Source organism: Nitrosospira multiformis, assembly GCF_900103165.1.
GTDB lineage: Bacteria > Pseudomonadota > Gammaproteobacteria > Burkholderiales > Nitrosomonadaceae > Nitrosospira > Nitrosospira multiformis_D.
Genome location: NZ_FNKY01000001.1, coordinates 2,821,267 through 2,834,948 on the forward strand (window position 1 = coordinate 2,821,267; position 13,682 = coordinate 2,834,948).

A 13,682-nucleotide genomic window follows, 5' to 3' on the forward strand; every position below is an offset into this window, starting at 1 on the left:
AGACGATCTTACAGATTGAAGGCAGGCTGCTCTCGGATCTTGTCCAGGAACTCCAGTCCATTCCGTTTGCTGGAAAGGCTTATTGTCAGAACTCTTCACGGGATGTTTTACCTTTTACTTTCCTCTCTAGCGCCGGCGTTTTTTTCTTGTTGTACGTGAGTTTGAAGTGATAAACCTTCATAAGAGGTAAGCGTAATGGCTGACCTATCGACGTTTGAACGTTACTATAAACTGGCTGATGACCTGATTGAGCGCTCTACAAAAGAGCAGCTTGCCGAATGCACCCGGTTACTTGCCTTGAATCTTGCTCATCATCAGGCATTGTACGGAGAAATACCGCAGGATCAAATGTTAACCATTCTTGAGGGTGCCGAGCCTAGTGAAGCGCAACTCAAACTATTAATTGACGGAATGAAGAATCTTATCGGCGTATTAGCCAATAATATTAACGGATTGGATGGACAGAAGCATTAACTTGAATCCGGCGGTTGATCGCCCATGTATCAGATTAGCCCTAGGATTAATGACAAATGTTTTGTGCTATTTGACTCTTACCTTTCGGTTGAGCCCGCTACAGGACAAATTGCACGGTTGTTACGACGCATGGCAGCGTGGCTCGCAACAACTTACTCCTGTACCTCCGCCCCGTCCGACTGCCGGATTCGGGTTTTGATTGGTGTCGATACTGGATTTACTCAGGGATTCCCGAGGTCTGCTCGACAATAAATGCCTTGACCGCATCCGCATCGGCATTCATCACCACGTACCGCTGCGGCAAGTTTTCCAGGTTCTCATATCCCGCCGGGCGCGCCGGTTCATGCCCAATTGCCTCGACAATGCTCTCGGAAAACTTGACCGGCAGCGCGGTTTCCAGGCAAATCAGCGGCACACCCTCTTCGCGATGTTCCAACCCCACTTTCAAACCGTCAGCCGTATGGGGATCCACCAGTACGCCGTATCGCTCCTGGATTTTGCGTATTGTGGCGATACGTGCTGCATGATTACTGGTTCCCGATACAAAGCCAAAGTCCTTTACTTTTTCCCATAAGAGTGTACCGGCGAGGTCGAAGGCACCCCCTTTATCCACCGAACGCCAGAGTTCTTTCACCTTGGCCGTATCCCGTCCGGTCAGGTCAAAAATGAAACGCTCGAAATTGGAAGCCTTGGAAATATCCATCGAGGGGCTGCTGGTATGCATCGTTTCCGCCGTGGCGCGTGGACGGTAGCAGCCGGTCTGGAAAAATTCATCCAGTACCTCATTTTCATTGGTGGCAAGTATCAATTTTCTGATCGGCAACCCCATCATGCGCGCCACATGGCCCGCACAAATATTGCCAAAATTACCTGATGGCACCGCAAACGAAACCTGTTCCGTGTTTGAACGGGTGGCGGCAAAATAACCCTTGAAGTAATACACGATCTGCGCTGCAATCCGCGCCCAGTTTATCGAGTTGACCGTGCCGATATGGTATTTCTGCTTGAACGCATAGTCATTGCTGACCGCCTTGACAATATCCTGACAATCGTCAAATACGCCACGAATGGCGATATTGAAAATATTTGGATCTTGCAAGGAAAACATTTGCGCAGTCTGGAAATGACTCATCTTCCCTTGCGGCGACAACATGAATACACGGATGCCGCGCTTGCCGCGCATGGCATATTCCGCGCTGGGCCCGGTGTCGCCGGAAGTGGCGCCAAGGATGTTGAGATCTTCACCTGTTTTAGTCAGCACATCCTCGAACAGATTGCCCAGCAATTGCATGGCGATATCCTTGAATGCCAGCGTAGGCCCATTGGACAACCCCAGAATGTGCAATCCCGGCTCCAGCGTTTTAAGCGGAGCAATTTCCTCGCTCTGGAATAACTCAGTGGTGTAAGTACGCACAATGATGCTGCGCAAGTCAGGGGCGGGGATATCATCCGCGAAACGGGAAATTATCTCAAATGCAAGCTCCTGATAACTCAGGCCGCGCAATTCTTCCAATCCGGCCGGGCTGATTTCTGGATAGGTTTCGGGCATTGCCAGCCCTCCGTCGGGCGCCAGGCCGGCCAAGAGAATTTTGGAAAATTTTTTTGGCGGCATGCCGCCGCGAGTTGAAATGTAACGCATTTTTCACCACAAAAAGAAAAGAACAAAGAATGTTTTCCGCGCTAATATTCTTTGTTCATGCTTGGAAGCAAATTCCGGAGGTACCCGTATATTATTTACTATTCAACTCTTCGAGCCGGATGCGTGTCACTTTACCGGTCATCAATGGAAGTTTCTGGATTTTGGCGATTGCAGCATTTATATTTTTTTCTATCGCCAAATGGGTAAGCATGATGATATCCACCTGATCTTCTCCCTCGCTGGGCTCCTTCTGCACCATTGCGTCAATGGAAATGCCCAGATCGGCAAGGACGCGGGTGATATCGGCCAATGCCCCCGGTTTATCCATCACTCGCAATCGAAGATAGTATGAGGTTTCCACTTCCTCCATCGCCAGGATGGGTGTGTCCGACAGCAGGTCGGGCTGAAAAGCGAGATGAGGAACGCGGTGTTTTGGATCGGCGGTGTGCATGCGGGTAACATCCACCAGGTCCGCCACGACGGAACTGGCGGTGGGTTCGGCACCCGCCCCCGCGCCATAATACAAGGTAGCGCCCACCGCATCGCCTTTCACCACAACAGCATTCATTACACCTTCCACATTGGCAATCAACCGCCGCGCGGGTATCAGTGTGGGATGGACGCGCAACTCGATGCCTTTGGCCGTACGCCGGGTAATGCCCAATAGCTTGATGCGGTAGCCCAATTCCTCCGCATACCGGATATCCTCACGGGTTAATCTTGTGATGCCCTCGGTATAAGCCTTGTTGAATTGCATAGGGATGCCGAAAGCGATTGCGGCCATGATGGTGAGTTTGTGCGCGGCATCGATCCCTTCGACGTCAAAAGTTGGATCAGCTTCGGCATAACCCAGTTTTTGCGCCTGCTTCAGCACAGTGTCGAACGTCAGCCCTTTATCGCGCATTTCCGACAGGATGAAATTGCTTGTGCCATTAATGATTCCGGCAATCCATTCAATGCGGTTGGCGGTCAAGCCCTCGCGCAGCGCCTTGATGATGGGGATGCCACCCGCCACCGCCGCCTCGAACGCAACCATTACGCCCTTTTTCTGCGCGGCGGCAAAAATTTCCGTACCGTGCGAAGCCAGCAATGCCTTATTGGCGGTAATGACATGTTTGCCATTTTCGATGGCCTTCAGCGTCAGTTCCTTTGCGATGGTATAACCGCCGATCAACTCAACCACGATGTCGATGTCCAGGTTTGTTACGACTTCGTTCGCATCGGCGGTAATGATGACATCGTCACCCGCGATCCTGCGCGCTTTCTCCACATCACGATCGGCAATCATCCGGATGACGATGCCTCGCCCGGCGCGGCGGGTAATTTCTTCCTGATTACGTTTGAGTACCGTGAAAGTACCACCGCCGACGGTGCCGATACCTAATAGACCTACATTGATGGGTTTCATAATGAATGGATTAAATGAGCGGATGGGTTGATAAGCGGGTATGCGGCGGGACATCTTGTCTTCTCCCACCATGTTTCTGTCTATTTTCAGGCTTACTCACGCCCGGCACGCTTGCGATATCGCCCAAGAAAATTTGCGATGCGGCCTATCGCCTCGCTAAGATCGTCACTATTCGGCAAAAATACCACGCGAAAGTGATCCGGATATGGCCAGTTGAAACCGCTGCCCTGCACCAGCAGCACCTTCTCTTCTATCAGTAAATCCAGCACAAACTGCTGATCGTTTTCGATTGGGTACATCTCCGGGTCCAGACGCGGAAACAGATACATCGCAGCCTTCGGCTTGAAACACGTAACGCCGGGAATATCAGTCAGCAATTTCCAGGCCAGATCACGCTGGCGCATAAGCCGCCCGGTCGGCATAACCAGGTCATTAATGCTCTGATAGCCACCGAGCGCAGTCTGAATTCCGAACTGCGAGGGCACGTTCGCGCACAGGCGCATCGAGGCCAGCATGGTCAGCCCCGCAATATAATCACGGGCAAACTGTTTTTTTCCTGAAACCACTGCCCAACCGGAACGAAATCCCGCTGCCCGATAGTTCTTGGACAACCCGTTTAAGGTGATGAAAAGAACGTCATCGGCCAATGAAGCAATCGAAGTATGCGTCGCGTCGTCGTACAGTACTTTATCGTAAATTTCATCCGCGTAGATGATAAGGTGGTGCTGGCGGGCAATCTCAATGATCTCATGCAACAAATCGTCCGGATAAAGCGCACCGGTAGGATTATTGGGATTAATAATGACAATGGCGCGGGTGTTCGGCGTAATCTTGGAACGAATATCGTCCAGATCAGGCAACCACCCGGCTTGCTCATCGCATACATAATGCCGCGCTGTGCCGCCCGCCAACACTACCGCCGCGGTCCATAGCGGATAGTCAGGCGATGGAATCAGCACTTCATCGCCGCTGTTCAGCAATGCCTGCATGGCCATCACGATCAACTCGGAAACGCCATTGCCGATGTAGATATCCTCCATCCGCACATCGTGAATATGCTTCTCCTGCGTGTAATGCATAATCGCCTTGCGTGCGGCGAACAAGCCTTTGGAGTCGCAATAGCCCGAAGCGGCAGACAGATTGTAGATGACATCCTGCAGAATTTCCGCAGGCGCATCAAAACCAAATAACGCCGGATTGCCGATATTGAGCTTGATTATGTGATGCCCTTCCTCCTCCATTTGCTTGGCGTGGTCGAGCACCGGACCGCGTATGTCGTAACACACATTCGCCAGTTTGCTGGATTTCAGTATAGGTTGCATGATTTGAGAAGGCTGATCCGCAAAATGGTTCACGAACTGATCCGCGAAATAGTCCTATAAAGCACCGGTAAAGATCGTCGCGATAACAGGGTTTCAGCGCCAGGTTTGCTATCTTTTATTCAGTCTCTTACGGCATCATTCCGGGAAGTCTTGAAAAATTCCCGGGTCCCGTCTAATGTTTCCGCTTTATTGCAATACAAAAAACATGTAATGTTACCCGACACGTCAATCCGTCGCAAATGGAGCCTTGCTTGAAGCTGCATCTTTCGGGATTTTCCGAACAAAATATGTTCACCGGTTATGGAACCGGATATGTCATGGTCAATCAGACGCGCTACGAGCGCAGTCTGATCATTTTGCCCGACCGCATCATTGAAAACTGGGAAGCTGCAACCTTTGAGCAGCTTACAGTGGAGCACTTCGAGTTTCTGCTCCCATTACAGCCTGAAATGGTATTGTTCGGGACGGGAGCCACCCTGCGCTTTCCCCACCCTTCCTTGACAAAAACGCTGATCGCATCAAAAATCGGTGTGGAAGTCATGGATACCAACGCTGTCTGCCGCACTTACAACATACTGACAGCGGAAGGACGGCGTGTGGCGGCGGCGCTGCTTATTTAGAAATTCGTGAATAAGCTCATCCTGGACACGCTGCCGGCGACCGGGGATCCCTCTTCAGGATTTGCCGGATTCAGGTTTATTCCTGGACAGCAGGGACAGACAACTCGTTTCGCACCCGCTCCCGCCAGCTCTCGATCCAGGCGGGGAGATCCGTGGCCAGCATGGGCCGTGACATAAAAGTCCCTTGAGCCAGATCGCACCCCGTGCGGCACAGAAGATCCCAATCGTTCCGGTCTTCAACACCTTCAGCCACGACTTCCATACCCAGTTGTCTCGCCAAGGACAAGCTCGCATCATACATTGCCCGCAATGTCTCGTCGGCCCAGGCGCGATGCACAAAACCCTGGTCAATCTTGAGTTCATCGAAGGGAATATCGCGTAACTGAGCCAAAGAAGAGTGCCCGGTGCCGAAATCGTCGATTGAGAGACGGAAACGCTTCAAGCGCAATCGGGTCAGTATCTCGAGCGGAGCCCGTGTATCCAGCATCAACCGGCTTTCCGTCACTTCCAGCACCATATCCTGGGGCGCCACGCCGACCTTGGCCGTAAGTTCGGCAACGAAATTCAGAAAACTCAGCGATGCCAGATTATCCATTGATACGTTGACCGCTACCCGCAATGCCAGTCCCGCTTGCTGCCAGGCTTTAGCCTGGGTCACTGCTCCGGTGAATACCACTTGCGTCAGTTCGTCGATCAGGCCAGAGGCTTCGGCCACCCCGATGAATTGATCGGGGAATACGATGCCGTCGACAGCATGACGCCACCGGACCAGCGTCTCCACGCCCACCACTTCACCGCTCGCTACCGCCACCTTGGGCTGGTAGTAATTGACAAGCTCCCCATTGTCGATGGCGGCTCGCAACTCGTCTGCTCCGTAAACTTTCTTCGTTATTCCGGGTCCATCCGTGGACGGAGGCGTCCATTTCTCGAGCAGCGCAGCTAACGTATCCGGCTTAACGGGCTTGTGCAGGTGACCCAGTATCTGAATTTTATGCGCCTGTACCAGTTTTTCAGCGGTCTGCAATATGCGTTCGTCCTCACCGCTCACCAGGATGAGGCTACCGGTATAGTGCCGCTCAACCAGATGCCGCACGAACTCTATTCCATCCATCTCCGGCATGTTGAGATCCAGCAATATCAGGTTTGGGTGCGAATCCGTATCTCCTATTCGCTCCAAGGCGGCTCGCCCGCTATCGCAAAGCGTGACCGAAGTAAACCCCAGATTGGACAGAATACGGCTCAGCAGCTTGAGCATGAAGGATTCATCGTCAAGCACCAGAATCCTGACTGCGGATCTTTCGACCATAGTATTTTTTCCTTCGGATCGTTATTCGGAAAAATATCCGCGTAACCTTGCCGTATGGCTCGGCTTGCCTGTAATGCCGGGAGCGCACCGCGATAAGCGCGATAAGCACCTGATTTTACCAGCAATCCGGCTGGGATGGTGTTTTGTAGATAGCCTGCATTGTCAGCTCATAGCGCAGAGAATCCGCCATTCGCATCCTCGCCTTTCTCGCCATCCCCGAGACCACCGGCCGCCGTGGCACCCTGCTTGCAATATTCCGGAAGCTCACTTAGAGGTTCCGTGCGACGAATCAATATACCTATTCACGACGGCCAATTCCGATTCGAAGCGGGGTAACAGCGCCTTCACTGCTTCAATGTCGCCCGCCTTCCCCGCCTTTTCCATCTCGGCACACAGGTCGCCCAGCACCAGTGCGCCGACCGAACGAGCCGATGACTTGAGTTTGTGGGCTGCCGCGCCGGCCGTTGCCGCTTCTCCCGCCTGCGAAGCAGCACGCAAATCCGCTGCTATTCGGGCGGAACTGGCACGAAAGTCCCGCAGGAATTCGTCGATCACCGCTGGGTCGTTCCCCACAAGCGCTTCGAGAACGCTCACATCCATTGATCTATCCGCAGCCGCTGGCGTGACAGGGGCAGTGGCCACCGCAGGCGCCTGGGCACCTGATTTTGGAACCGGCAACCATTTATGCAATACCGCTTTCAAGTGGGCAAGCTGCACAGGCTTGCTCAGGTAATCATCCATGCCAACGGCGCGGCAGTGCTCGGCCTCCCCCTTGAGAGCATTGGCGGTGAACGCGATGATAGGAATTCGAGTCTTGTCTTGCTCGGCGTGACGAATGGCTGCAGTCAATTGGTAGCCATCCATTTCCGGCATATGCAGATCGGTAAGCAGCAGCGCATAGTTGCCGCTCTCCCAGCGCTTCAACGCTTCCTGGCCGTCTCCGGCGATATCCGCCGCATAGCCGAGCAGCGAGAGCTGCTGACGAATCACTTTCTGGTTGATTTCGTTGTCCTCAGCCACCAGGATCAACGTGCCTTCGCGCATGGCCTTCTCGCGCGATGGCGCAACCACCGCCTCGACCTTGTCGGCCTGCTGCGCTTCCGCTTCCTCATGGACCCGCCCTGCCGCGATCGCCACGGCCCGCAGAAAAGCGTCGCGATGCATGACGTCGCCGTCCAGCGTAACGGTATCCACCGCTTCGGAGCGCTCATGACGGCGGCGTCCACGCCTGATTACAACGAAACGGGGCTCGATGTCGGGTTGATGATGTCCATGCTCAAGGACCACGAAGTGCGGATCGAGATCGGGCCGGGAACGGCAGGCGACACGCAATTCCTCGACGGGTGGCACATCATGTCCGGCGTCGATGACAAGCAACCATAAACCGGATGGCAGTGTATCGATTCGTTTCCGGGCCGCCGCCAGATCCGTTACGCGCTCAACGGTTGCGCCGCTGTGTTTCAGATATACCGCCAGATCGTCGCTCAATCCCTTCTCGTCGCCCAGTACCAGACAGGAAACCCCGGCCAGATCTACAACTTTGGCACTGATGGGTTTGGCTGGCAGTGGCACGAAGGATAAACGCACGGTGAAAATGGAACCCTTGCCCAGTGCACTTTGCACTGTAATTTCTCCCCCCATCAATTGCACCAGATGATGAGAAATCGCCAACCCCAGTCCGGTGCCGCCAAACCGGCGCGTCGTGGAGGCATCCCCCTGAGTGAAAGAGGTGAAGAGCCGCCCCTGAGTCTCCTCGTTCATGCCAATGCCGTTGTCGGATATCTGAAACTCCACCGTTACCTGATCCAGGCTATGGCCCGCCAATAACGCGCGTACCGACACCCGGCCCGCTTCATGCTGCCCACTGGAAAATTTAATGGCGTTGTTGGCGAGGTTGACCAGGACTTGACGCAAGCGCAGCGCATCGCCCAGAACTTCATCGGGAATCGCCGGATCAAGGAATAAGGTAAGTTCCACTCCTTTTCTTGAAGCCAGGCTTTCGAGCATGTTGCAAGCCTTCTCCACCACATTCACGACCGACATGGGTGCTTCTTCAATTTCCAGCCGGCCTGCCTCGATCTTGGAAAAATCAAGAATATCGTCAATGATTTCCAGCAGGGCAAAAGCCGATTCACGGATCAGATCGACCATCTCCATCTGATAGCCGCTGAGGCTGGTTTGCTGCAGCACATCCGCCATACCGATCACACCGTTCATGGGCGTGCGTATCTCATGGCTCATGGCTGCAAGAAAAATCGATTTAGCCTGGTTGGCCTGCTCAGCATCCAGCCGGGCCTGCTCCAGGTCCTTCATGATACGGACCCTTTCGCTGATATTAACACCTGAAGGTATCAATTTGACCACCTGGCCTTCGGTGTCACGGACCGGCACAAGCATGAAATCGATCGTCATGAGACCGCCGTTGGCAATGCGCACCTCGACATCGCGACGCACTATCTCACCACCCTGAGCCCGATCAATGTCCTCGCGAGTTTGTTTCTGCACTTCCGGGTTATAAGAGAACCACCATGTTTCATCGAGCCGCTTGCCGATGACGTCCTGGCTCCGCAGACCGCCCACTTCCAGAGCGGTACGATTGATCTCCACAAAAACGCCGTCGGGTGTCGTTTCGCCGACAAGGGCAGCCAGATTATCCACAATGGCCCGCAGACGTTGTTCGCTTCCACGCAAAGCCTGCTCCACCTGTTTGCGCTCATGGATGTCACGCAGAATACCGGTGAAATAGCGCTTCCCCCCGACGAAATATTCGCTGACCGCGACGTATAGATCAATGGGTTCGCCATTCTTGTGCCGGCCTACAACTTCACGGCCCATGCCAATGTTATGCAGTCCCTCGACTTCAAGTGTGAGAATGTGATCGAATTCGCAGCGGCCGCGTCCGGTCCGGAAATACCGCTCGACATAGCCATCGTGTGCGCTACGATGGGGTTCGGGCATAATCAGGGAAATATTCTGACCGATCACTTCATCGCGGGTGTAACCAAAGAGTTTTTCGATAACAGGATTGACGGAGCGGATGATGCTTTTATCGTCGATAGTGATAATGCAATCCATCATATGCTCGACGATGGAGCGCGTTTCTTCCTCCTTGCTGATCAGGGCTGCATTGGCAAGCTCCAGATCGGCGGTACGCGCCGCGACTCTATTTTCCAGCTCCTGATTGAGTTGTCGCAGATTGTTTTCAGCGCCTTCCCTTTCCCGGTTGCTGGCATTCAGACGTTCCGTCATGGTATTGAAAGTGCTGGCGAGTTGTCCGATCTCGTCCCATCCCACCACCGGCACGCGCTGCTGCAGATTACCCGCGGCGATGTGCTGGGCACTATGGCTGAGATTCTTCAGCGTAGTGACAACACGCCGGCTAAACAAGATTGCGCCCAGGATGGTGGCGAAGAGCGTCAGACCGAGAATCAGCAAACTGAGCGTGCGCACCCGTTGCAGGAAAGCAAATACCTCGTCCGCATCCATCTTGACCTCGATGCCCCAGTTCATGCGAGGCAGGTACCGCCACGCCGCGACCACCTCCTTGCCGCGATAATCCATTTTCAGGCCGCCTCCACGCTCGCCATGCAGACCACTTTGAGTGACCACCGAGAACGGCGCATTATTCAGGGGTATCTTGAGTTCCAGCGCCGCATTGGGCGCATGCTTCAATGGAGCCATCACCAGCGCGGTACGTTCGTTCAAAAGCCGGGTTAGCACGGTTTCACCACTCGCCCCCAGCCCCACATTGTCCTGCACCACCTGAAACACGCGTTCACTGTAGATCTGTAGCGCCAGTACGCCTTCGAGTTTCCCCTCAACCACGATGGGAAATGCCATGAAAGCCGCAATCCTGTCGCGTGACGGCTCATAATGTTCAAAGTCCGAGACGCCGTTCTGCAGCGTATCCAGCGCTTCGCGCGTCACAATACCCAGGCCGCTGTTTCGATACTTACCGGTGATCAGGCTGGTGGCGAAATCTGATTCATGGGCGTCGGTATAGACGATTAAGCCCTCGGGGGAAATCAGAAACAGATCATAATAATCCGCTTCCTCGACAAAACGTTTGAATTGCTCACGGTATCGAGCATCCAGTTGACGATAGGCCTCGGATTTCACCCCGCCCCGGGCATATACCTGGGTAAATTCGCGCATGGCCGCACGTATGGCGCTATCGGTCTGTATAACCCTGGCATCGAGAAGGCGTTCACGCAGATAGCTGTCGATCTGTTCCGCTTTCATGTCTGCGATGGCCGAAACTTGCTGAATGGCCGTTTTCTGCATCTCGATCTCGAACGTGCGCAGCAGACTGTAACCAATAATCAGGATAGGCAGCAACGAAAAACCCATGAACCACACCGCGAAACGCTGCGTGAGGGAGGTGAATTTCACGGTTCCCACCCCGAAACAGCGCCAAGCAACTGATTCCACTCTTCGCGCGACCGGTAGGTGGGAAATGGCGCCGGCTCAAGTGGCCGCCCCGATTCCCAGACAACATCGAATTGGCCGTCATCGCGAGCTTTGGCGACGCGCGCTACCTTCCATACATGGTGTGTGATGGGATCGACCGATACCACCCCTTCGGGCGCGGGCATGCTCTGGCGCAGGAGTGTGCGCTGCACTTGGGCCACATCCCCGGAACCCGCTTCAAGTGCGGAGTTGATCCATATCTGCATATTGACATAAGAGGCTTCCATGGGCCCGTCGATCACGGCATGCTGACCGAAACGGTCGCGGAACCGGTTCACGAAAGCTTGATTCTTGGGTGACGGAATACTTTGAAAATAACTTCGCGCGGCATAGTGGCCCGTCATCGTCTGAAAATCCTGAGTGGTCCGTCCCACCTCGGTAACACTGAACGACAGGACGGGTATCTCATCGGGGACGATTCCACTTTTGGCGATCGCCCGAAAGAACCCGGCATTGTCGGTGTCATTGATGGTGGTCAATACCATATCCGGCCGCTGACCCAGGATATCCGCCGCCAGCTCCCCCATATCGGTGTGGCCCAAAGGCAGATATCGCTCCCCTACCACTTCCGCACCATGTGCGGCCAGCAAGTCCTTTATGAGAATGTGCACCACGCGCGAAAAGATATAATCCGATCCCACCAGATAGATTCGCTTGCCGCGTTTGTTACGGTCATTCGCCTTGCCGAGATGACTCAGTGCCCAATGCACCGCCGGCATCATCAGCTGGTTGGGCACAGCGCCGCCATAGAGGATATTGAGCGACTGTCTCATGTCCTCACGCGACTGCTCCATTCCCTCATACTGCAGGGCGTAAAAGAGCAGGTGGTCATGTTTTTCCACGACCGCTTTCACCGCTTTGCGACAGGCCGATGTCCAGCAGCCAAACAGCGCCTGCACCTGCTCTTTGGTGATCAGGTGCTCCGCCTGCTCGGCGCAATAAACCGGATCGGAGCGGCAATCGACAACCACGGCCTCGATCTTCCGGCCATTGACCCCCCCCACCGCATTGGCCTCCTCAATGGCTAGCTGGAGTGCATCCACCAGGGGTTTTTCACTCGGCGCCAGGATACCTGACAGGGAGTGCAGCACCCCGATCCTGATACTCAGCTCCGCGGCCGAGTGCTGTCGCCATATCATGACGCTGGCAACCAGGAGGATGGCGAGGAAAATAAGGAGAACGCGCGTTTTATAGCTGCCCATCAAGCTTAATCTTCCCTGTACGATAAAACTCGCCCTTCAAACAACCCACAACCCAATAATCAGATAGATAATCTCAATACTACCCCTTTCTATCATAGACACAATGGCCGTCTTACGGAATAAATCCTGAAGAAATATCTCTCTCGACGATTTCAGGACGGCGATCCGGGTCAGGGTTCGTTCAGAACCTTCAAATGGGCCGCCACACTTCGTCCCAATGCAGGTAACGCATATCCCCCTTCCAGAGCCGATACAATCCGATTGTTGGCATATTCATGCGCAATCTCCCTGATTCTTCCTGTTACCCATGCGTAATCGGCTTCCAACAGATTCAACGAAGCAAGATCATCATCTCGATGCGCGTCAAAGCCGGCGGAAATAAACACCATCTGCGGTTTGAATCTTTTGAGCGCCGGTAACCAGAATTCATTCACTGCCGCACGGAATGCATGGCCGTTGCTACCGGCTGCCAGCGGGATATTGACCATACGCCCGGAACGGCCCGTAACACCGCCGTAAGGATAAAATGGGTGCTGAAAAATGGAAACCATCATGACTCGCGGATTATTTCGAAAAATATCCTCGGTACCGTTACCGTGATGCACATCGAAATCCACTACCGCCACGCGTTCCAAAGCATGCGCTTGAATGGCATGGGCGACGCCCGCCGCGATATTGTTAATGAGGCAAAAACCCATTGCCCGGTTACGCTCCGCATGATGACCCGGTGGGCGAACGCAGCAAAAAGCATTCTCCGCATGCTCACCGATCACCAGATCAGCCGCCAGAATCACCGCCCCCGCGGCACGATAAGCCGCGGCCAGGCTGTACGGATTCATTGCCGTATCCGGATCAAGATACGCGAACCCGGTGGAGGGCGCCGCGGCAGCCAATGAAGCGATATACTTTGGCGTGTGCACGCGTTTCAATTGTTCGAATGTTGCCAACGGCGCAACATGACGCTCCAGCCGATCCATCAGACCGGAAGCGGCCAGCTCATCCTCAATGGCCTTGAGCCGTGCCGGACGTTCAGGATGATAGGGGCCCATATGGTGCAGCAGGCAATCGGGATGGGAAATGAAAGCGGTACGCATACGTAATCGGTAATCTCCTGTTCTAAAAGGGGGTAGCCGCAGCTCAAAATTGAAACTACTGCCCACTCCGTGATAACCTTTGCCTCATACTACCCGGCGTATTGAGACAGAATCCGCTTTAACTTCAACAAATAAAAAAATCAGGCG

At 54.1% G+C, this 13,682-nt stretch carries 9 protein-coding genes; 2 read left to right on the forward strand and 7 right to left on the reverse strand.

Going from position 1 to position 13,682, the window contains the following annotated elements:
- Positions 1 to 195 precede the first annotated feature (195 nt).
- On the forward strand, positions 196 to 474 hold the full coding sequence (locus BLR00_RS12720) for a hypothetical protein (RefSeq protein WP_074633215.1): 279 nt from the start codon (positions 196 to 198) through the stop codon (positions 472 to 474).
- Positions 475 to 691: 217 nt separating this feature from the next.
- Here the strand turns inward: BLR00_RS12720 and thrC are convergent, their stop codons facing one another.
- The 3 genes from thrC to BLR00_RS12735 form a co-directional block, all read right to left on the reverse strand.
- Entirely contained in the window at positions 692 to 2,113 is a 1,422-nt protein-coding gene (gene thrC, locus BLR00_RS12725) for a threonine synthase (protein WP_074633216.1), read from the reverse strand.
- A gap of 91 nt (positions 2,114 to 2,204) precedes the next feature.
- The gene (locus BLR00_RS12730) at positions 2,205 to 3,521 is read right to left on the reverse strand and encodes a homoserine dehydrogenase (RefSeq protein ID WP_074634310.1); all 1,317 of its coding nucleotides are present in this window, start codon (positions 3,519 to 3,521) and stop codon (positions 2,205 to 2,207) included.
- Between the two features lie 92 nt (positions 3,522 to 3,613).
- Complete coding sequence (locus tag BLR00_RS12735; protein WP_074634311.1) at positions 3,614 to 4,843, reverse strand: pyridoxal phosphate-dependent aminotransferase; 1,230 nt, start codon at positions 4,841 to 4,843, stop codon at positions 3,614 to 3,616.
- A gap of 251 nt (positions 4,844 to 5,094) precedes the next feature.
- On the opposite strand from BLR00_RS12735, the gene BLR00_RS12740 reads away from it, so the two are divergent.
- Positions 5,095 to 5,463: an Mth938-like domain-containing protein gene (locus tag BLR00_RS12740; RefSeq protein WP_074633217.1), complete on the forward strand. Its 369-nt coding sequence runs from the start codon at positions 5,095 to 5,097 to the stop codon at positions 5,461 to 5,463.
- A gap of 76 nt (positions 5,464 to 5,539) precedes the next feature.
- On the opposite strand, the gene BLR00_RS12745 is transcribed toward BLR00_RS12740, so the two are convergent.
- The 4 genes from BLR00_RS12745 to BLR00_RS12760 form a co-directional block, all read right to left on the reverse strand.
- Complete coding sequence (locus tag BLR00_RS12745) at positions 5,540 to 6,769, reverse strand: EAL domain-containing response regulator (RefSeq protein ID WP_074633219.1); 1,230 nt, start codon at positions 6,767 to 6,769, stop codon at positions 5,540 to 5,542.
- Positions 6,770 to 7,033: 264 nt separating this feature from the next.
- Positions 7,034 to 11,170: a PAS domain S-box protein gene (locus tag BLR00_RS12750; protein ID WP_074633220.1), complete on the reverse strand. Its 4,137-nt coding sequence runs from the start codon at positions 11,168 to 11,170 to the stop codon at positions 7,034 to 7,036.
- The gene (locus BLR00_RS12755) at positions 11,158 to 12,441 is read right to left on the reverse strand and encodes an ABC transporter substrate-binding protein (protein WP_074633223.1); all 1,284 of its coding nucleotides are present in this window, start codon (positions 12,439 to 12,441) and stop codon (positions 11,158 to 11,160) included. The genes BLR00_RS12750 and BLR00_RS12755 overlap by 13 nt, the downstream gene beginning before the upstream one ends.
- 170 nt (positions 12,442 to 12,611) lie before the next feature.
- Positions 12,612 to 13,535, reverse strand: coding sequence for a histone deacetylase family protein (locus tag BLR00_RS12760; RefSeq protein WP_074633225.1), 924 nt, complete (start codon positions 13,533 to 13,535; stop codon positions 12,612 to 12,614).
- Between the last annotated feature and the right edge of the window lie 147 nt (positions 13,536 to 13,682).

Excerpts from the sequence above, each read along its gene's own strand:
- BLR00_RS12720 (WP_074633215.1), top strand. The coding sequence starts at position 196 with ATGGCTGACCTATCGACGTTTGAACGTTACTATAAACTGGCTGATGAC.
- thrC (WP_074633216.1), bottom strand. The coding sequence starts at position 2,113 with ATGCGTTACATTTCAACTCGCGGCGGCATGCCGCCAAAAAAATTTTCC.
- BLR00_RS12730 (WP_074634310.1), bottom strand. The coding sequence starts at position 3,521 with ATGAAACCCATCAATGTAGGTCTATTAGGTATCGGCACCGTCGGCGGT.
- BLR00_RS12735 (WP_074634311.1), bottom strand. The coding sequence starts at position 4,843 with ATGCAACCTATACTGAAATCCAGCAAACTGGCGAATGTGTGTTACGAC.
- BLR00_RS12745 (WP_074633219.1), bottom strand. The coding sequence starts at position 6,769 with ATGGTCGAAAGATCCGCAGTCAGGATTCTGGTGCTTGACGATGAATCC.
- BLR00_RS12755 (WP_074633223.1), bottom strand. The coding sequence starts at position 12,441 with ATGGGCAGCTATAAAACGCGCGTTCTCCTTATTTTCCTCGCCATCCTC.
- BLR00_RS12760 (WP_074633225.1), bottom strand. The coding sequence starts at position 13,535 with ATGCGTACCGCTTTCATTTCCCATCCCGATTGCCTGCTGCACCATATG.